Annotated in this window: 19 protein-coding genes; 10 read left to right on the top strand and 9 right to left on the bottom strand. The window is 67.1% G+C overall.

From position 1 onward, the window contains the following. Positions 1-12 precede the first annotated feature (12 nt). From paaC to paaK, 4 genes are read left to right on the top strand one after another with little or no spacing between them, the layout of a single operon-like run. Positions 13-921: a 1,2-phenylacetyl-CoA epoxidase subunit PaaC gene (gene paaC, locus Q0W90_RS03390; protein WP_297593606.1), complete on the top strand. Its 909-nt coding sequence runs from the start codon at positions 13-15 to the stop codon at positions 919-921. Beyond that, positions 915-1,421, top strand: coding sequence for a 1,2-phenylacetyl-CoA epoxidase subunit PaaD (gene paaD, locus Q0W90_RS03385; RefSeq protein WP_297593608.1), 507 nt, complete (start codon positions 915-917; stop codon positions 1,419-1,421). The genes paaC and paaD overlap by 7 nt, the downstream gene beginning before the upstream one ends. A 1-nt stretch (position 1,422) precedes the next feature. Then, positions 1,423-2,490, top strand: coding sequence for a 1,2-phenylacetyl-CoA epoxidase subunit PaaE (paaE, locus tag Q0W90_RS03380; RefSeq protein ID WP_297593610.1), 1,068 nt, complete (start codon positions 1,423-1,425; stop codon positions 2,488-2,490). 21 nt (positions 2,491-2,511) lie between these two features. Next, positions 2,512-3,843: a phenylacetate--CoA ligase PaaK gene (paaK, locus tag Q0W90_RS03375; RefSeq protein ID WP_297593616.1), complete on the top strand. Its 1,332-nt coding sequence runs from the start codon at positions 2,512-2,514 to the stop codon at positions 3,841-3,843. Here paaK and Q0W90_RS03370 read toward each other — a convergent pair. Genes Q0W90_RS03370 through Q0W90_RS03335 form a run of 8 tightly spaced genes read right to left on the bottom strand, consistent with a single transcriptional unit; the run spans position 3,838 to position 11,089 of the window. After that, positions 3,838-4,749, bottom strand: coding sequence for a DUF1028 domain-containing protein (locus tag Q0W90_RS03370; protein WP_297593618.1), 912 nt, complete (start codon positions 4,747-4,749; stop codon positions 3,838-3,840). The two genes, paaK and Q0W90_RS03370, sit on opposite strands and share 6 nt — an antisense overlap. 3 nt (positions 4,750-4,752) lie before the next feature. Further along, the gene (locus Q0W90_RS03365) at positions 4,753-5,139 is read right to left on the bottom strand and encodes an SCP2 sterol-binding domain-containing protein (protein ID WP_067251162.1); all 387 of its coding nucleotides are present in this window, start codon (positions 5,137-5,139) and stop codon (positions 4,753-4,755) included. After that, entirely contained in the window at positions 5,136-7,493 is a 2,358-nt protein-coding gene (locus tag Q0W90_RS03360; protein WP_297697655.1) for a xanthine dehydrogenase family protein molybdopterin-binding subunit, read from the bottom strand. The genes Q0W90_RS03365 and Q0W90_RS03360 overlap by 4 nt, the downstream gene beginning before the upstream one ends. Then, the gene (locus Q0W90_RS03355; RefSeq protein ID WP_297593628.1) at positions 7,490-7,975 is read right to left on the bottom strand and encodes a (2Fe-2S)-binding protein; all 486 of its coding nucleotides are present in this window, start codon (positions 7,973-7,975) and stop codon (positions 7,490-7,492) included. The genes Q0W90_RS03360 and Q0W90_RS03355 overlap by 4 nt, the downstream gene beginning before the upstream one ends. Then, entirely contained in the window at positions 7,972-8,835 is an 864-nt protein-coding gene (locus Q0W90_RS03350; protein WP_297593630.1) for an FAD binding domain-containing protein, read from the bottom strand. Before Q0W90_RS03350 ends, Q0W90_RS03355 begins: the two co-directional genes overlap by 4 nt. 9 nt (positions 8,836-8,844) lie before the next feature. Beyond that, entirely contained in the window at positions 8,845-9,636 is a 792-nt protein-coding gene (locus Q0W90_RS03345) for an alpha/beta fold hydrolase (protein ID WP_297697657.1), read from the bottom strand. Positions 9,637-9,641: 5 nt separating this feature from the next. Beyond that, positions 9,642-10,082: a nuclear transport factor 2 family protein gene (locus Q0W90_RS03340; protein WP_297593634.1), complete on the bottom strand. Its 441-nt coding sequence runs from the start codon at positions 10,080-10,082 to the stop codon at positions 9,642-9,644. Next, entirely contained in the window at positions 10,079-11,089 is a 1,011-nt protein-coding gene (locus Q0W90_RS03335) for an LLM class flavin-dependent oxidoreductase (protein WP_297593636.1), read from the bottom strand. Before Q0W90_RS03335 ends, Q0W90_RS03340 begins: the two co-directional genes overlap by 4 nt. 123 nt (positions 11,090-11,212) lie before the next feature. Between Q0W90_RS03335 and Q0W90_RS03330 the strand changes: the two genes are divergently transcribed. The 4 genes from Q0W90_RS03330 to Q0W90_RS03315 are packed head-to-tail and all read left to right on the top strand — an operon-like array spanning position 11,213 to position 15,434. Then, positions 11,213-11,842: a TetR/AcrR family transcriptional regulator gene (locus tag Q0W90_RS03330; RefSeq protein WP_297593638.1), complete on the top strand. Its 630-nt coding sequence runs from the start codon at positions 11,213-11,215 to the stop codon at positions 11,840-11,842. Next, entirely contained in the window at positions 11,839-13,080 is a 1,242-nt protein-coding gene (locus Q0W90_RS03325) for an amidohydrolase family protein (RefSeq protein WP_297697659.1), read from the top strand. Before Q0W90_RS03330 ends, Q0W90_RS03325 begins: the two co-directional genes overlap by 4 nt. Continuing rightward, positions 13,071-14,324 (top strand): XdhC/CoxI family protein, encoded by a 1,254-nt coding sequence (locus Q0W90_RS03320; protein WP_297773146.1) that lies wholly within the window; start codon positions 13,071-13,073, stop codon positions 14,322-14,324. The genes Q0W90_RS03325 and Q0W90_RS03320 overlap by 10 nt, the downstream gene beginning before the upstream one ends. Before the next feature lie 42 nt (positions 14,325-14,366). Beyond that, on the top strand, positions 14,367-15,434 hold the full coding sequence (locus Q0W90_RS03315) for a Glu/Leu/Phe/Val dehydrogenase family protein (protein WP_297773144.1): 1,068 nt from the start codon (positions 14,367-14,369) through the stop codon (positions 15,432-15,434). 11 nt (positions 15,435-15,445) lie between these two features. On the opposite strand, the gene Q0W90_RS03310 is transcribed toward Q0W90_RS03315, so the two are convergent. Further along, positions 15,446-15,919, bottom strand: coding sequence for an Lrp/AsnC family transcriptional regulator (locus Q0W90_RS03310; RefSeq protein WP_297697662.1), 474 nt, complete (start codon positions 15,917-15,919; stop codon positions 15,446-15,448). Positions 15,920-16,076: 157 nt separating this feature from the next. On the opposite strand from Q0W90_RS03310, the gene pdhA reads away from it, so the two are divergent. Continuing rightward, positions 16,077-17,192, top strand: coding sequence for a pyruvate dehydrogenase (acetyl-transferring) E1 component subunit alpha (gene pdhA, locus Q0W90_RS03305; protein WP_297593649.1), 1,116 nt, complete (start codon positions 16,077-16,079; stop codon positions 17,190-17,192). Between the two features lie 5 nt (positions 17,193-17,197). Then, on the top strand, positions 17,198-18,205 hold the full coding sequence (locus Q0W90_RS03300) for an alpha-ketoacid dehydrogenase subunit beta (protein WP_297697664.1): 1,008 nt from the start codon (positions 17,198-17,200) through the stop codon (positions 18,203-18,205). The last annotated feature ends 281 nt before the right edge of the window (positions 18,206-18,486 follow it).

Below are 18,486 nucleotides of genomic sequence, written 5' to 3'. Positions count from 1 at the left end.
TGAGGAGCAGCCATGATTGACCACGATTCGGCCTACGCCGGCCTCGTCGACCTCGACGCCGCCGACCAGTGGGCGTTCGGGACCAGCTTTGACGACCCGCTGGCCGGGGTGGACACCCGCCTGGCCGACGGTATCGACGGCACGGATCTGGCCGGCTACTGCCTGATGCTCGGCGACGACGCGCTGATCGCCGCGCAGCGCCTGACCCAATGGGTCACCCGCGCACCCGAACTCGAAGAGGAAGTGGCACTGGCCAATATCGGCCTGGACCTGCTCGGCCAGGCGCGACTGCTGCTGGCCCGCGCCGCGGCCGCCGACCCCGGCGTGGTGCCCGTCCTGCCCGCGGGGTCGCCCGTTTCCGCCGAGGATAGGCTCGCGTTCTTCCGCGACGAACCGCAGTTCCGCAACGTGCGGCTGGTCGAACCGGCCAACGGCGACTTCGCCGTCTCCATCACCCGGTTGCTCGTCTTCGCCACCTACCGGCTGGCGCTGCTGCACCGGTTGGGCAGCTCCCGCGATCCGGTCCTGGCGGCGGTGGCGGCCAAGGGCGTCAAAGAGGTTACCTACCATCGCGACTACGCCGCCCGCTGGCTGATCACGCTGGCCCGCGGTACCGACGAATCCCGTCGCCGCGTCGATGCGGCGGTCGCCGTGGTCTGGCCGTACGTCGGCGAGCTGTTCACCGGCCATCCGATCGAGATCCGGCTGGCGACGGTCGGCGCCGGTGTCGACCCGGCCAACCTGCGCGCCGAGTTCGACGCGGTGATGACGCAGGTGCTTCACGCCGCCGAACTACCGATTCCGGCGACGGCGACTGCGGGTGGCCGGACCGGGCGCGACGGCGGTCACACCGAAGCGATGCGAGTCTTGCTCGCCGAGATGCAGTCGGTCGCCCGCGCACACCCATTGGGGCAGTGGTGATCCCGCTGGACCGGGCGCGGCGCGCCGTCGCCGCGGTCACCGACCCGGAGATGCCGATGCTGACACTTGCCGACCTCGGGGTGCTGCGCGACGTGTCCTGCGACGAGCAGGGCCGGGTGGTCGTCACCATCACGCCCACGTATTCCGGTTGCCCCGCGATGGCCGCTATCCGAGCTGATCTGCGACGGGCGCTGGTCGCGGCGGGGTTCGCCGACGCGCAGGTCCGCACGACGCTGAGCCCGGCGTGGAGCTCGAACTGGATCAGCGCCGACGGCCGGCGCAAACTCGCCGACTACGGCATCGCGCCGCCCGGGGTCGTGTCCAGCTCGGGCGCCGGCCCGGTGCTGCTCACCCTGACTCCGCGTCGCCAGGTGGTCGGCTGCCCGCGGTGCGGGTCGGTCGACACCGAAATGACCTCGGAATTCGGTGCCACACCGTGTAAATCGCTGCACCGCTGCCGGTCCTGCGCCGAGCCGTTCGAGCGGGTCAAGGAGATCTAGAATGCCCACCCGCACCAGACCATTTCACCCGCTGTCGGTGGCCGCGGTGCAGCACCTCTGCACCGACGCCGTCGCCATCACGTTCGCGATACCCGACGAGCTGCGAGCCGACTTCGCGTTCCGCCCCGGACAGTCGGTGACAGTGCGAAAGACGGTGGACGGCAACGAAGAACGGCGCAGCTATTCGATCTGCGCACCGGCCGGCGGGCCGCTAAGGATCGGTGTGCGGGAAGTCGCGGGCGGTAACTTCTCCCCGTGGCTTGTCCGCGACATCCGTCCCGGCGACACGGTCGAGGCGCAGACACCGTCGGGCAGCTTTGCCGCGGCACCGCAGAGCGGTGAACGACACGTGCTGATCGCCGCGGGATCCGGCATCACCCCGATCCTCTCGATCGCCGAGAGCGTTCTGCGGCAACCTGATTCGCACGTGACGCTGTTTTACGGGAATCGGCACGTCAACTCGGTGATGTTCGCCGAGGAACTCGCCGACCTCAAGGACAGGTTTCGGGCGCGATTCGAATTGGTCCACGTTCTCTCCCGCGAGCCCCGCGGCGTGGACCTGTTCAGCGGCCGTCTCGACGCCGCCCGCATCCAGGCGCTGCTGCAAACGCTTGTCCCGATCGGTGCCGTCGACCATTTCTGGCTGTGCGGGCCGCTCGGCATGGTCATCGAGGCCCAACAGGTGCTGCGCGACCTCGGCGTCGCCGAGGACCGGGTCCATCGAGAACTGTTCTTCGTCGAAGATGTTGCCCCGCAACCGGTCCATCACGTCGATGCCACCTCGGACGGGCCCACCAGCGAGGTCACCATCATCCTGGACGGGCGTTCCAGCACGCGCAGCCTGCCGCGGCACAGCACGGTGCTCGACGCCGCGCAACGGTCCCGCGACGACTTGCCCTTCGCGTGCAAGGGTGGAGTGTGTGGCACCTGCCGCGCCAAGGTGACCCACGGCGTCGTCGACATGCGCCGGAACTACGCGCTCGAAACCGCCGAAGTGAACGCTGGTTTCGTGCTGACCTGCCAATCGTTTCCGTCGAGCGACACCGTCATCGTCGACTTCGACGCCTGACCCGCGACCGAGGAGTCAGCTATGACCGAAACCGTCGACCGTCCCGGCGCGCGCGTCCCCCGCCCGCCGGATGAGCTCGAGCCGATCGAGACCGCCTCCCGCGACGAGATCTGCGCGCTGCAGCTGCACCGGCTGCAATGGTCCCTGCGGCACGCCTACAGCAACGTTCCGCACTACCGGGCGGCATTCGACGCCCACGGGGTACACCCGGGCGACCTCAAAGAGCTCGGCGACCTCGCGCTGTTCCCGTTCACCACCAAGGCCGATCTGCGGGCGAACTACCCGTTCGGCATGTTCGCCGTGCCCCAGTCGCAGGTGGCGCGGCTGCACGCATCCTCCGGCACCACCGGGCGTCCGACCGTCGTCGGCTACACCGCTGCCGACATTGACACCTGGGCCAGCCTGGTCGCCCGCTCGCTGCGCGCCGGTGGCGTCCGCTCCACCGACAAGGTCCACATCGCCTACGGTTACGGGCTTTTCACCGGCGGGATCGGCGCTCACTACGGGGCCGAACGACTCGGCTGCACCGTCATTCCGATGTCGGGTGGCATGACGGAACGACAAGTCCAGCTGATCACCGACTTTGCGCCCGACGCCATCATGGTCACCCCGTCCTACATGTTGACCATCGTCGACGCCATGGACGCGGCGGGCATCGACCCACGCAGCACGTCGCTGCGCATCGGTGTTTTCGGTGCCGAACCATGGACCGAGGAGATGCGCGCTGAACTCGAACACCGCGCCGGGATAGACGCCGTCGACATCTATGGCCTCTCTGAGGTGATGGGTCCCGGCGTCGCGCAGGAATGCGTGGAAACCAGAGACGGTCTACACATTTGGGAAGACCACTTCTACCCGGAGATCGTCGACCCGGACACCCGAGAGGTGTTGCCCGATGGCAGTGACGGCGAACTCGTGTTCACGTCGTTGACCAAGGAGGCGTTTCCGGTCATCCGGTATCGCACCCGCGACCTGACCGCACTGCTGCCCGGCACCGCTCGCTCCATGCGCCGGATGCGCAAGATCACCGGGCGCAGCGACGACATGATGATCCTGCGCGGCGTGAACGTATTCCCCAGCCAGATCGAGGAACTGATCTTGGCTCAGCGCGCCTTGGCGCCGCAGTTTCAGTGTGTGCTCGACCGTCCGGGCCGGCTCGAACAGCTAACGGTTCGGGTGGAGCACCGCCCCGGCGTTGCCGTCGAGCACCGTCAGCTCGCCGCTGATGCACTGGCGCAGCAGATCAAGAGTCGGATCGGCGTCAGCGTCATCGTGAGCGTCGTGGAATCCGGCTCGATCGAGCGCTCGGCCGGCAAGGCCACCCGCATTGTCGAACGCGGGCGGCGCTCATGACAGCAGCGCGGCGTCCTCCGCGGTCAGAATCCCGGCATCGGCCAGCCGCGCCACAAATCGTGTTAGGCGCGGGTTGCGCCGGGTGGCGTCGGCCAGCAGGCGTTGAGCCTCGTCGCATCGGCCCCAGCGGGCGTGCAGCACCGCAGACCAGAATGTGGCCTCGGGATTAGGGCCCAGCACACCGTCGGCGGCTGCGAGTGCCGTTGCGGCCGCGGTGTATTCGGCGTCGGATCGCTGAGCACCGAGAATGGCGCCCGACGGGTCGAACACCACCCGCGACACCTTGTCGAATGCGTCGTGGAGCTCCACGAGCCGAGCCAGTTCGCCGATCGGATCGGCGTGGTCGTCGACTCGCAGGTCATGCAGCAGACCCTCCCACGGTGCGTCGGTGCGCCGACCGTCGACGACGAGCAACGCGGCCGACTGGCTGCCACGGATGTCGCCGCCCGCCCGGTCGCCGCTACGCAGGCCGGCGATCAGGCGATGGGCCAGATCGCCCTCGGCTTGCTCGAAGCCGCGCAGCATCGCGCCGAGCACCGCGTCGCTCTCCAGCATGTTGCCCAGCGCGGCGGCGTGATCGTTGGCCGCGACGTCGGCGGCCGCGACACACCGGTTCCCGCTGTGGATGCCCAGGCACCCCGACGAGTCCAGGTAGGCGACTTGCCGCAGCTCCCGATGGGGGTCCGCGTCGAGCAGTAGCGATAATGCCTCGGCGGCGGAGTTGCCTTGCCTCATCAACGCCAAGCCCCGCGGGCCGTAGGCACGGTCCGGAATCGCCTGGGTCGCCACCACGCCGACGCCCGCTTCGGCCCACGTCACTACCGCCCCGACGCCGAGATAGTGGGACTGGGATGCAACACCCAACGCACCGGTGGCCGGCTCGCGGGCCAGTAACGAGAACGTCATCGGTCAGAATTCGGTTTCCTCGACCAGCTGCGCGTAATGGTTGCGGTATTCGGTGGTCTGCGTAATCGGCATCAGCGCCGCCAGCTTCGCGACATTGCCGGACAGCTTGACCCGGCCCTCCATGAACGCGGCATTCGGCGCCAGCTCGCCGCGCAGCATCGCGACAGAATCGGCGTACGACGCCGACATGGTGCCATCGGCAGCCGGGTCGTCGCCGATTCGCTGGTCGACGATGCGGCCATCCTGCACGTCGGCGAAATAGCGGATGTCATCACCGTCGGGAGCGTGAGTGAGGCGATACTGCACCCGCGCCGACGCGCCGGGCCGCCGACCGAACGCCTGCTGCAGCTCGCGCTGCCGATCCAGCCATTCCTGCGATGCGTACTTCATACTGTCTCCCTCGGTTGAGTGGTGGTGTTCTCTCGATCGAGCACGGCCAGCAAGCGTTCCGCGGTGATCGGAATGGTGTCGACGACCTCGCTGCTCTCCGAATCCAGCGCGTCGCGGATGGCGTTGGCCAGCACCGCGGGCAGCGGGATCGCGCCGCTCTCTCCGCAGCCCTTGGCGCCGTTGAGCGAGAACGGCGATGGTGTCTCCAGGTGGACCAGCTCGACGGCGGGCATGTTGCCCGGCAGCGGCGGAAAGTAGTCCCACAGCGACTCGACCACCGGCTGCCCGTCGGCGGTGTACGGCAGCTGTTCATACAGCGCCGCGCCGAGTCCCTGGGCGGCGCCGCCGATGATCTGCCCGGCGACGTTGGCCGGGTTGAGTTGCACACCGCAGTCGTGCCCGAACACCAGGCGCTGCACCGACACCGCCCCGGTGTCGCGGTCAATCTCCACCACGGCGGCCACCGCGCCATAGGCGAACGCGAACGCTTGCGGATCGTAGGTATACGACGACTCCAGCCCGGGCTCGGTCTCAGGTGGAAGATCCCGAGCCTGATAGGCCGATTCGGTGACCGCGGAAACCGTTACCGTGCAGCCTGATTCGTCGGCGAAGCCACCCTCGACGTCGCGCACCGCGCTGGGATCGGCGGCCTCCAGCAGGTGGGCGGCAATGCCGTGCATCCGCTCGCGCAGCCGCCGCGACGCCATCATCACCGCCGAACCGGCGACGCCGGCGCCCCGGCTGCCGCCGCTGCCGTACCCGGTATACGGGCAAGCCAACGTATCCCCGCAGATCACCGACACCGACGCCAGGGGCACCCCGAGCTCGTCGGCGGCGACCTGCGCCAGGACCGTCTCGAGTCCCTGACCCATCGGAATCTGGCCGGTCAATACCGTGACCAAGCCCGACTCATCCATCCGGACGACGGCGCGGTCGTGGCCCGGGCTGTTGATCCCCATCATCGCCGCCGTCAACGACGGGCCGAAATTGGTGGCCTCCAGGTAGCATGCGACACCGACGCCAACCAGGCGCCCGTCGTTGCGGGCTTCGCCAGCCTCCCGCCGCGTCCGGGGCCAGTCGATCTGCGCGGCAACAAGATCCAGCAACTCGCTGTAGCGTCCGCTGTCCAAACACATCATTGCCGCCGTCCAGTACGGCAGCTCGTCGGGGCGCAGCAGGTTGCGCCGGCGGATCTCGATCGGATCGATGCCGAGCCGCCGCGCGCCCTCGTCCATCGCGCGCTCGATGGCGAACGTCGCTTCGGGCATGCCGAATCCGCGGTAGGCGCCAATCGGTGTCTTGTTCGTCACCACGGCCACCAACTCGGACAGCGCGTCGGGAATTCGGTACGGACCGAGCACCGTAGCCGCGGTGACCATCCCGGTCCCACAGCCCACCATGTACGGCGTCGCGCCGCAGTCGAGCAGGACATTGGCCCGCAGCCCGGAGATCGCTCCGTCGGCGGTGAATCCCAATTCGAGGTCGACGACCGTGCCGCGACCGTGCACCGTGGCGACGAACGCCTCCGACCGGTTCTCGATCCAGCGGACCGGCCGGCGTACGGCGCGGGCCGCGAAGGCCACCAGAGTCTCCTCGATGTAGGCGCACGCCTTGTTGCCGAACGCGCCGCCGACATCAGGACATTGCACGCGGACGCAGCTCTCCGGGACCCGCAGCGTCGCGCTGAGTGAGCTGCGGACCTGGTGCGGCGATTGCGTGGAGGTCCAGACCGTGACCGACTCGCCGGTGATATCCCAGATGGCGCGTACCCCGCGGGCCTCCAACGACAATCCAGCGACGCGGCTGTTGGTGTAGCGCCCGCTGACGACCACCGCCGCATCGTCGAGCGCGATGGCGGCATCGCCCGCCTCGAAACGGTTGCGGCCGAACACATTATCCGGCCAGTCGTCGTAGAGCAGTGGCTGGCTGTCCGGACGCGCGTCGACCACCGCGGGCAGCCGCTCGTAGTGGACCTCGACGAGTTCGGCGGCGTCCTCCGCCTGATACGCGTCGTCGGCGACAACGGCGGCGATCGGCTCACCGACGTAACGGACCTTGTCCGTCGCTAGGCACCAGGTGGGTGCGGAGGCCTGGATCTGCGCATTCCACATCATCCCCATCGGCTCGGTAACATCGCGAACATCAGAGCCGACCAGCACCGCGTGAACGCCGGGCGCGGCACGGGCCCGCCGCGGATCCACCGAGATGCGGGCGTGCGGTTCCCGGGAGCGGACCACCACCAAATGCAGCTCGCCGGCGGCGTATTCGTCAGCCAGATAGCGCCCGCCGCCGGCCGCCAACCGCCGCAGGTGCGGCCCCGGCGGGCCCGCACCGACCTGCCGTGGCGCGCTCATCGGCTCTGCTCGACAATCTTGGCGGCGACGAGTTCCTCCGTGGCCGCCACGATCGGCGCGTAACCCGTACAGCGACATAACGACGCGGCCAACCGATCCCGCAGTTCGGCCGACGTGGGTCGGGCGCCCGCGTCGACCTCGGCCAGCAGCTCTTCGATCAACACCACGAATCCGGGGGTGCAGAAGCCACACTGCAGCGCACGGTGTCGTATCAGGCAGTCCTGGACCGCAGAGGGCTCCGCCGAGTGGCTCAGGCCCTCGATCGTCACGACATCCGACCCGTCGGCCTGCACCGCCAGCGTCAAACACGCGCGCACCGAACGAGAGTCGAGTAACACATTGCAACTGCCGCACAATCCTTGACCACAGCCGATATGAGTACCGGTCAGGCCGAGCCGCTCGCGCAGGAAGTCGGCCAGTGACATCCGCGCGGGCACATCCGCACGGGTCGGTCTACCGTTCACCCGTAGCTCGATGGTCACGGCAGGTCCTTCCGTAGCCGACGCAACAGCCGCGCGACAATATGTACCGCGAGCCGACGGCGATGGTCCGCGGAGCCGTGCGGGTCGCCGGTGAAGGAGAGGCCCGCTGAAAAGTTATGGGCGGCACGCTCGACCGCGTCGTCGTCGAGTCGCCCGGACAGCCCGCCGGTACTCGCCGGATCGGCGAGCACCGGTATCTGTCCGGCGCCGCCGACCACGATGCGCACGTCGGTGGCCTCGCCATCGACGACGCTGCCGGTGACGGCGGCACTGATCAGTGGCGTGTCGCCGGCACCGCGCAGCGTGACTTCGTCGAAATACCCGACGGATTCGGTCCTCGGCCGATGAAACATGACGCTGTGCACCAGTTCACCGGGTCGCAGGTCGGTTCGATGCGGTGCCCGGAAGAAATCGGCCGCTGCGATCTGACGGAACCCATTCGATGAGACGGCGGTGACCGCACCCCCGAGGGCGAGCAGACAGACACCGAGTTCGGCCGCCGGGTTGGCGTGGGCGATGCTGCCGCATACCGTGCCCCGGTTGCGTGTGGTCACTTTGCCCACGCGGGGAAGCGCTTGCGCGAGAACATGGAAACCGGCGATTGCGGCAGAGAACTCGGTGGTGCGTTGGGTGACGGCGGCGCCGATGCGCAATCCATCGACAGTGGTGTGCAGATCGCGTAGTTCGGCGATCCGGGTGATGTCGACCAGCCGTCGGGGCCGCTCCAGCCTGCGGACCATCCGTGGCATCAGGCTCTGTCCGCCGGCGAGAACCCGGGTACCGCAGGGATCTTCACGTAGGGCGGCGCAGGCGTCGTCGACTGAAGTAGCTGCCAGGTAATCGAATGGAGCCGGATGCATTGCGAAGCCTCAGCGGATCGGCACGCTGTCGACGTGCCGCAGGTGTTCGTCGATCAGCCCGGCGACGAGCATCGGATCCTCGATGTGGGCCAAGTGCCCGCGCCCGGCCAGCACGCGGCACCCGGTACCCAGTGCCGCCGCGAACTCGGCGCCGAGCACCGGGGGGCATGTTTGATCGTGTTCGCCGGTCAGTACCAGAGCCGGTGCGTCTACTTGGCTTGCGGCCGCGGAAATGTCGGCTGAGAATGCGCCGTCGATGATGTGCTCGACCGTGGGGCTGTCGTTGCGGACCGCCCAGCGGACCGAGTCGGCAAGCAGCGCGTCGTCGGTACCGGGCGCAAAGCTCAGCGCGGCGAACTTCTCGAAGAACAGCGTCGGGCCGAGCTGGCGTAACTCACCGACGACAGCGGCGCTGTCCACATCGGCGACACGCAGCGCTCCACCGATCACCGTCACCGACGCAACTCGCGCCGGCTGGGTAGCCGCGAGTGTGACGCACGTGCTGCCACCGAAAGAGGCGCCCACCAGATGGGCGCGCGCAATGCCGAGACCGTCCATGACCGCCGCGACGTCCGCGGCGTAATCCGCGGCGCCGTAGGTTCCGCCGGGGTCGGAAAACCCTTGTCCCCGTAAGTCGACCGCCACCGTGGCGCGGTCAGCGAGTGCCTCCATCACCGGCGACCACTGCGCGGCGGCGCCGTTGATGTTGTGGACGAAGACGACGGGAGTTCCCGGTCCGTCAGATGTTCGTCGTACACCCCCGATCAGACCGACCGGGCCCGACACCGAGAATCGCTCCATGGTCGCTACCGGTCACCGGTCGCATCGGGTGCATGGGCGGAGAAGTGCGCGTGCACCAGCTCCCAGTCGCCTTCGCGGCGCCGCCAGATCTCGGTGCTGCGCATGCCGGCGTTGTAGTTGCCCAGGTCGCCGAAGTCGGCCTGGTAGTGGTTGAGGTAGGTCACCCAGGCGACATCACCGACCACCTCGATGCGCTCGTCCCGGAGCTCGGCGCTTATTGCCTCGCCCCCCATGGCCGACGACAGCATGTCCCACAGCTGCGCAATGTGATCCTGCCCGACGTAGACCGCGCCGTTGAGGTTGTACCAGACCAGTTCGTCGGGTATCGCGGTCACGCGTCGCCGCAGATAACTCGAGTCGAGCGGACCGTTGGCGTCGACGAATTCGCGGTGCAGGCGCATGATCTCCTGTGCGTCGCCCTCGAGCAGGGTGTCGGTGTCGGTCATGGGCGGGTTCCGTTCTTTGGTCCGAGTTGGGCGGCGAGCCGGGGGCGGGACTCGGCTATCAGCGCGAGGAGGTCGGGCAACTGGTCGGGGGGTGCGAACGGCACGATCGCGATCTCGTCGATGCCGGTCTCGGCGTAGGCCGCCAACGATTCGCCGACGGCTTCGGGCGGGCACACCATCGCCACCGCATCGACAACCTCGGGGGTGAGGACCTTGGCGGCCTCGACGGGGCCGCCCCTGGCGATTGCCTCTACCAGCGCGCCGTCCGGGATCGCCCCGGCGGCAAGGTATTCGGTGGTCGCCGGGTCGAACGCGGACAGCAGCTCCGCCACCTGAATGCGGGCCGTCTGCACGTCGTCGGTAATGAATGCGGTGACCACAGCGGAAATTCGGAAGTTGTCACGCGGGCGGCCGGTGTCGGTGAGTGTCGCCTCCACCCGTTTCACGGTCTCGGCCAGGTACTTGCGCGATGAGCCGGCGCTCAGGCAGACACCGTCGGCATAGCGGGCGGCGGTTTCCACCATCCGCGGGCGCACGGCCATGATGTCCAGCGCGGGCGGCGCGGACAACGGGTTCAACCTGTATTGCTCGAATCGGAATCCGGGGAATTCGGCGGTCAGCTCGTCGCCGGCCAGCGCGCTCTTGAGCGCACGATGCAGCGCGATCGTCGACGCGATCGGCTTGTCGATCGACTTGCCGAGCGTGGCGATCATGTCCGGCACCCCGGTCCCGATCGCCGCCCGGACCCGGCCCGGTGCGATTTCGGCCAGCGACGCCAGCTCCATCGCGGCCACGCCGGGGTGACGTCCGGCGGCGCTGATCCCCATCAGGACGACTTCGAGCCGCTCGGTCTCCCGCAAGTACACGGTCGCGGGCACCACCGCATCGTGCGCGCCGATGTGTTCGGCGTACCACAGACCGTCAAAACCGTTTTCGTCGGCGGCCCGGACGGCCGGCAGGTCGGCAAGGATTGAGCCGAACCCGGTAAACGACAAACTGACTCGCACGGTCCGATCCCTCGCTGCTCGATCCGCCGGAAACATCATCGGTCCGGACACCGTAACTTCATCTGTGACACGGTGTCAACGTTATAGTTGTACATGCCGTCTGGACGTGCCAGACTTGGCGATGTGACGACGCGACAAAGCGATCTGCAGGCGCGCCGGCGCGAACACCGGCGCAATGCCCGGCGACGGCTACTCGACGCCGCCCATCGCCTGCTGGAGAACCAGCCCTGGGCTGAGATCTCGCTCGACGACATCACCTCCGCTGCCGAGGTCGCCCGGACCGCCTTCTACCGGCATTTCGAGGATCGTCAGCATCTGCTGATGGCGATGCTGGACGACGTCGGTCTGGAGTTGGGTCATGTCGCCGACGAGTGGATGGCCGATCACGATGACCCGGCCGCCGATCTTCGGCACAGCCTGGCCGACCTGACCGAGATATTCGTCGAACACGGCCGGCTCATCCAGGCGATCTCGGATACCGCGAGATACGACCCGGAGATCAGCGAGCTGTATTCCGCTCTGGCTGAAGGTCTCGTGACGGCGACCGCGCGCCGGATCCAAGCGGACATCGCGGAGGGCCGCAGCCAGATTGCGCAGCCTGGCGAGGTGGCGCGCGCCCTGACGTGGATGAACGAGCGCTACCTGCTGGCATCGTTCGGGCAGCGACCGTTCGCCGACCCGGCCGCGGCGACCGACGCGTTGACAACCATCTGGATCAACACGCTCTACCGGCAATCGGCGGAGGGACCGTGAGCCCGCGGCTGCTCGTCCACGGTGGGAGCGTTTTTGATCCGGTCTCCGGAACGGCGTCTCCCGCCGATGTGGTCATCGACGGTGAACGCATCGTCGAGGTGGGGCCGGGCCTGGACGGCGACTCCGCGCTGGATGCCACCGGACACCTGGTGGTACCGGGTTTTATCGACTGCCACGTCCATGTCACGCTCGACGATGTCGACGTACTACGGCTGATCCAAAGTCCGTTCTCGCTCAGGTTCTTTCAGGCAGTCCGCAACCTGCGCTTGACCCTGCACGCCGGAGTGACCACTGTCCGAGATGCGGCCGGCGCGGACCTCGGCGTCAAACAGGCGGTGGACACCGGGCTGATCGACGGCCCCGACATGCAAATCGCGATCGGTATGCTCAGCCAGACCGGCGGCCACGCCGACGAATGGATGCCATCGGGCGAGTGCGTGCACGCCCTGTGGCCGCCCCACCCCGGCTGCCCGTCGACAATCGTCGACGGCGTCGACGAGATGCGCCGCAAGGTCCGAGAACTGATCCGCGCCGGCGCCGACGTCATCAAGGTCGCCACCACGGGTGGGGTCGTCAGCCCGTGCAGTGACCCTCGCCGCGCGCATCTCGCCGCCGAAGAACTTGCGGTGATGATGGTTGAGGCTCGAGCCGCGCGGGTCCACGTCATGGCGCACGCGCAGGGCACCGATGGTGTCAAGAATGCCGTGCGGTGCGGTGTTCGTTCCATCGAGCACGGGGTGCATCTCGACGAGGAAGCGGTCGCGATGATGGTGGACAACGGAACCTGGCTGGTGCCAACACTATCCGCACCGCACGCCCTCTTACGCCTGGCGCAGACTGGCGCCGGCATCACCGCGACCACTCGGACAAAGGTGGCCGACGTGGTCGAGGCACACGGCGAATCGCTGAGGCTCGCGCACGCCGCGGGCGTCCGCATCGCGATGGGAACCGATGCCGGGATTGCGCCCCACGGGCACAACCTCGCCGAGCTTGAGCTGATGCATGGCCAGGGCCTCTCGCCGGCCGATGCGCTGCGCGCGGCAACAACGTCGGCGGCCGAATTGCTCGGTGTCGGTGACCAGATCGGTGAGTTGGCGCCCGGCAAGCGAGCGGACCTCGTGCTGTTGGACGGCACCGACATCGGCGTGCACGGTTTGTCCGAGCGGGTGCGGGCGGTGATTCACCGCGGCACCATCCATGTCGACAAGATCTCCACGCGGATTGCGCAGTGGGTGTGAGCGAGGAGATACGCCAGCGGTGGCTGCGCGGCGAAGCGGTCGCGGCGGCGACCGTGGTCCGAACGTGGGATTCGGCGCCGCGGCCGCCCGGGTCGATGATGTTTGTCGCCGAGGACGGTTCGGTCATCGGCAGCGTGTCGGGCGGATGTGTCGAATCGGCCGTGTATGAACTGGCACTTCAGGTGCTCACGGACGGAGTACCGGTTCTGCAGTGTTTCGGGTTGGCCAACAACGCCTTTGAGGCAGGCCTTACCTGTGGCGGCACCCTCGAGATCTTCATCGAGAGGATCCACCGCGACAGCTATCCGGAGTTCGGCGAAGTGGTTGGCCCGAAGCGGGAGTCGATGGTTGTCGCAACAACCGTCCGGGCGAGGGACCCGGCCTGGGTGGGCCGGCGACTGATCGTCCGACCCGGTTCGATCAGCGGCTCACTGGGCTCAGCTCGCGCCGACGCCTATGTGACGCGGACAGTACGCGGAACATGGAGCGCCGGTGGCCCGGCGGTGCTGCGTTACCGCTCAACAGGCGGTGGTATCGACGACGAACTCGAGATCTTCGTGTCCGCGCATCACGCGCAGGCCCGGATGATCGTCTTCGGGGCGATCGACTTCGCCGCGGCGACCGCGGGAATCGGCGCGTTTCTGGGCTATCACGTCACCGTTTGCGATCCGAGAGCGGTATTCGCCACGCCGACAAGGTTTCCCGATGCCGACGACATCGTGGTGCAGTGGCCACACTGTTATCTGAGGGCGGAGCGTGACGCCGGTCGCGTTGACGGTCGCACCGTCTTGGTGGTGTTGACCCATGACCCGAAATTCGACGTCCCCTTGCTCGAACTCGCCCTGCGTGATGGGGGCTGGAAGGAGCGACCGGCGTACGTCGGCGCGATCGGTTCCCGGCGGACCCATGCTGACCGTGCGGCTCGGCTGCGTGAAATCGGATTGACCGAACGGGAACTCGGCCGGCTGCGGGCACCCATCGGTCTGCAACTCGGTGCGATCACGCCCGAGGAGACGGCGGTCTCGATCGCCGCGGAGATCATCGCGGATCGCGGTGGCGGGAACGGAGGCCGGCTGACCGGGACCGACGCGCCCATTCACCCGTCGGTGGGATCCACGCAACATGCTCTCCGGGATCGAGTCGCGGCTCGGCCGACTGAACATGATGCACTCCGATCCGGTGGATGTGGACAATCTGTGTCCATTTTCGCGGCGTCAGATGCAAGCCTATCGTCAGATACCTAGGTTCTGTAGACGCATAGGGTTTCCGGTCAGAAGGGCTTCATCATGAGTTTGGACGATGTGTTGCGCTGGGACGGGGAATTGACGGTGACCCGTCACGACCCCGAGACCGGGGCATCGTTTGTCATCCGGGTGGACTCGACGCGGTTAGGGCAGGCGGCCGGCGGCACCCGGGCGGCGCAGTATTCGTCGCTTTCCGGCGCCCTGGACGACGCCGGGAAACTCGCCGGGGCAATGACGTTGAAGATGGCGGTGAGCGGCCTTCCCATGGGCGGCGGGAAATCCGTGATCGTGCTTCCGTCGCCGCGCAAAGACATCGAGGCGGCGGCCTGGCAGCGGATCTTGGAACTGCATGCCGAGAACATCGACCGGCTCAACGGCACCTACTGGACGGGACCCGACGTCAACACCAACTCCGCCGACATGGACATCCTCAACGAGACAACTGAATTCGTCTTCGGCCGCTCGGCTGATCGCGGCGGCGCCGGCTCCAGCGCCGTCAACACCGCGCTCGGGGTGTTTGAAGCCATGCAGGCTACCGCCGTACATGCCGGCCTCGGAGCGCTCGACGGACTGACCATTCTGATCCAGGGGCTGGGCGCGGTCGGCGGCCAGTTGGCCGCTTTCGCGTCGGAAGCCGGCGCCCGATTGTTGGTCTCCGACACCGACGTTGCGCGTCTCACCTGGGCTCGCCAATTCGGTTGCACCGTCGTCGAACCCGAAGACGTCTCGACCACACGCTGCGATATCTTCGCGCCGTGCGCGATGGGCGGTGTCATCGACAGCGCAACTGCCGCGCGGCTGACCACGTCCGCGGTCGTCGGGGCGGCCAACAACATCCTTGCTCATGACCAGGCCGGTGCCATTCTGCGCGACCGCGGCATTCTGTATGCGCCCGACTTCGTCGCCAATGCCGGAGGCGCCTTCCACCTTATCGGTCGCGAAGTGCTCGGGTGGGACGACGACACTGTCGCTGCGCACACCAGACGAATCGGCGATACCGTCATCGAGGTTTACGCGATCAGTGAGGCCGAGGACATCACCACCGCCGCCGCCGCCCGGATACTGGCCCGCCGCCGGATGAAAGCCGTGGGCGCAGCGCTTCCGGCTTGACGTAGCGCTGTTCAAAACCAGCCGGCCGGCAGGCCATTCCACTCCTCGAACACCAACCAGGTGCGGGTTGCGCGGATGCCGGCCATGCCGTGCAGCCGTTCCAGCACCACCGTGCGCAGGGTCGCATTGTCGGGGGCGCGGACCACGACGAGAACGTCGAAGTCGCCGCCCACCAGAGTGAACCGTTCGACGAACCGCAGTGTCTTCAACTGTGCCGACAAGCCGCGCCAGGCGTCCTGTTGAATGGACAACGCGATCAGCGCCGACGTCGCAAAGCCGGCTTTTTCCAGGTTGATTCGTGCGGTGAAGCCCTCGATTATCCCGCGCTGTTCGAGCCGCTCGATCCGCGCGTACACATGGGTGCGAGAGATGTGCGCCCGCTTGGCCAACTCCAGCATCGACACCCGGCCGTCTTTGACCAATTCCCGGATCAGCCGCCGATCGACATCGTCCAGTTCCAGAGATGCTGTCGTGTCGTCGTCCATCTGTTCGCCGCCTCGCCTCGTTCGATCAGGGGTATGAACAGTATGCATATAAATCCTCATGGCTAGGCCAATACATCCTCAAGTCCCGCGGCCACGATGCATTAATGGCCACAAACGTCGACTATTGGAGCGCAGGTAGTCAAATTGGGAGGCAGTTGTGGCGGTGGTTGAGCGCGTCGGCACGACGTACGCGAATTTTCTTCCGGCCGACGCTCCCGTGCAGTACCTCGACCCGACGGGTCAGCTGACCGACAGTGCTGCGAGGTACCTCCGGCCGTCCGGTCAACGACTGGTCGACATGTACCGAAACATGGTTCTGGGGCGCCGTTTTGACGAACAGGCGACGGCGCTGACCAAGCAGGGCCGGTTGGCGGTGTATCCGTCCGCACGAGGACAGGAGGCTTGTCAGGTCGCTGCCGCGATGTCGCTGCGGGCAACGGATTGGATGTTCCCGACGTACCGCGATTCGATGGCGTTGGTCACCCGGGGTGTGGATCCTGTCGAGGTCCTCACCATGGTGGCAGGCGATTGGCACTGCGGCTATGACCCGGCACGCCACCGCACCGCACCGCAGTGCACGCCGTTGGCGACCCAGCTTCTCCACGCGGCCGGGCTGGCGCATGCCCAGACCCGCAAAGGCCTCGACGCAGTGGTGCTGGCGCTTTGTGGCGACGGTGCGACCAGTGAAGGCGACTTTCACGAAGCCCTGAACTTCGCGGCGGTTTTCGGTGCGCCTGTGATTTTCTTGGTGCAGAACAACGGTTTTGCGATCAGCGTGCCATTGTCGAGGCAGACGGCCGCCCCGTCGTTGGCGCACAAAGGTATCGGATATGGCATCGGCAGTGAGCAGGTCGACGGCAACGATCCGGTGGCGATGCTGGCGGTGATGGACGAAGCGCGTAGCTATGTGCTGGACAGCAATGGCCCCGTAATCGTCGAAGCTCATACCTACCGGGTTGAGGGTCATACCAACGCCGATGATCCAACCCGGTACCGGACCAACGACGAAGTCGCGCACTGGCGCGCGCGGGATCCCATCGCCCGGCTCGAGACCTACCTGCGGGCCGAAGGCCTGGTTGACGACGCCCATGTGAGTGCTGTCGCCGCCGAAGCCGAAGACCGCGCCGCGGCGCTACGAGTCGGGATCAACGCCGATCGGCCGACTGATGTCGACGACCTTTTCCGTTACGTATTCGCCGAACCGACCAGTCAACTGCGCGAACAACAATCGCAGCTGCGAGCGGAATTAGCCGCCGAGGCCCGGGAGGCCTGACAAGGATGACCGTGATCACCATGGCGCAGGCTCTCAACACTGCGCTCCGCGACGCACTCGAGCAAGACGAATCCGTGTTGGTATTCGGCGAGGACGTCGGCGACCTGGGTGGGGTTTTCCGTGTCACCGACGGCCTCGCCAAAACGTTCGGCAGGGATCGGTGTTTCGACACACCGCTGGCCGAATCGGGAATCATCGGGTTCGCCATCGGCATGGCGATGGCGGGTTTTCGCCCGGTGGTGGAGATGCAGTTCGACGCCTTCGCCTACCCGGCGTTCGAGCAGATCGTGTCCCACGTCGCCAAGCTCAGGAACCGCACCAAAGGTGCGCTGTCGGCACCGATGGTGATCCGGATACCGTTCGCCGGCGGTATCGGCGGGGTCGAGCATCATTGCGATTCCAGCGAGGCGTACTACGCGCACACTCCCGGCCTCAAAGTCGTTGCGCCGGCGTCGGTCGCGGACGCCTACAGTCTGTTGCGGCACGCGATCGACGACCCCGATCCGGTGGTGTTCCTCGAACCCAAACGCCTCTATTTTTCCCGCGACGACGTCGACCTCGAGCGAGGCACCCCGATCGGGAGAGCGCGAATACTCCGGTCGGGACACGACGCCACGATGATCGCGTATGGGCCCGCGGTCGAACCCGCGTTGCAGGCTGCCGCCGCTGCTGCCGACGACGGGCGCGATGTCGAAGTGATCGACCTGCGGTCGATCGTCCCGTTCGACGACGAGACCGTCGCGGCATCGGTGCGAAAGACCGGTCGATGCATCGTGGTGCACGAGGCCCAAGGATTCGCCGGGGTGGGAGCCGAGATCGCGGCCCGGGTTCAGGAACGCTGCTTCCATCACCTGCAGGCGCCGGTGCTGCGCGTCTGCGGCTTCGACATTCCCTATCCGGCACCCAAATTCGAGGGGTTGCACCTGCCCTGCTGCGACCGGATTCTCGACGCACTCGGTCGGCTGCAATGGGACGACCGCATCGACACCCGATGGGCTCCGGCCCACGCATAACGACACATCGTCAAGTGAGAAGCATTGCCCGTCAACGTGATATGGATACCGAACAAGAGGAGTGAATCCGTGCTCAGTGCCATCGTAACCCTGTCATCGATGCTCTTGCTGATCTTGTTCCCGCTACTCATACCCGCGCTCGTCACCGTCGGGCACGCCCTGGGCACCGCGCGGTGGCGTCGGCATCGGCCCCGCAACGGCCCCAGGGCCGCGGCGAGCCGGGTGTTCGATCACCCGCGGGCGTCGGCAGCCGGTGTCAGCCCGTTGCGGGAGACGTCACC

This window comes from Mycobacterium sp. (genome assembly GCF_025933915.1).
In the GTDB taxonomy this organism is placed as follows: domain Bacteria; phylum Actinomycetota; class Actinomycetes; order Mycobacteriales; family Mycobacteriaceae; genus Mycobacterium.
This window is presented reverse-complemented; position numbering and strand designations above follow the sequence as displayed.

Coding starts and splice junctions, on each gene's coding strand:
- paaC (WP_297593606.1), top strand. CDS start 13: ATGATTGACCACGATTCGGCCTACGCCGGCCTCGTCGACCTCGACGCC.
- paaE (WP_297593610.1), top strand. CDS start 1,423: ATGCCCACCCGCACCAGACCATTTCACCCGCTGTCGGTGGCCGCGGTG.
- paaK (WP_297593616.1), top strand. CDS start 2,512: ATGACCGAAACCGTCGACCGTCCCGGCGCGCGCGTCCCCCGCCCGCCG.
- Q0W90_RS03370 (WP_297593618.1), bottom strand. CDS start 4,749: ATGACGTTCTCGTTACTGGCCCGCGAGCCGGCCACCGGTGCGTTGGGT.
- Q0W90_RS03365 (WP_067251162.1), bottom strand. CDS start 5,139: ATGAAGTACGCATCGCAGGAATGGCTGGATCGGCAGCGCGAGCTGCAG.
- Q0W90_RS03360 (WP_297697655.1), bottom strand. CDS start 7,493: ATGAGCGCGCCACGGCAGGTCGGTGCGGGCCCGCCGGGGCCGCACCTG.
- Q0W90_RS03350 (WP_297593630.1), bottom strand. CDS start 8,835: ATGCATCCGGCTCCATTCGATTACCTGGCAGCTACTTCAGTCGACGAC.
- Q0W90_RS03345 (WP_297697657.1), bottom strand. CDS start 9,636: ATGGAGCGATTCTCGGTGTCGGGCCCGGTCGGTCTGATCGGGGGTGTA.
- Q0W90_RS03340 (WP_297593634.1), bottom strand. CDS start 10,082: ATGACCGACACCGACACCCTGCTCGAGGGCGACGCACAGGAGATCATG.
- Q0W90_RS03315 (WP_297773144.1), top strand. CDS start 14,367: ATGAGTTTGGACGATGTGTTGCGCTGGGACGGGGAATTGACGGTGACC.
- Q0W90_RS03310 (WP_297697662.1), bottom strand. CDS start 15,919: ATGGACGACGACACGACAGCATCTCTGGAACTGGACGATGTCGATCGG.
- Q0W90_RS03300 (WP_297697664.1), top strand. CDS start 17,198: ATGACCGTGATCACCATGGCGCAGGCTCTCAACACTGCGCTCCGCGAC.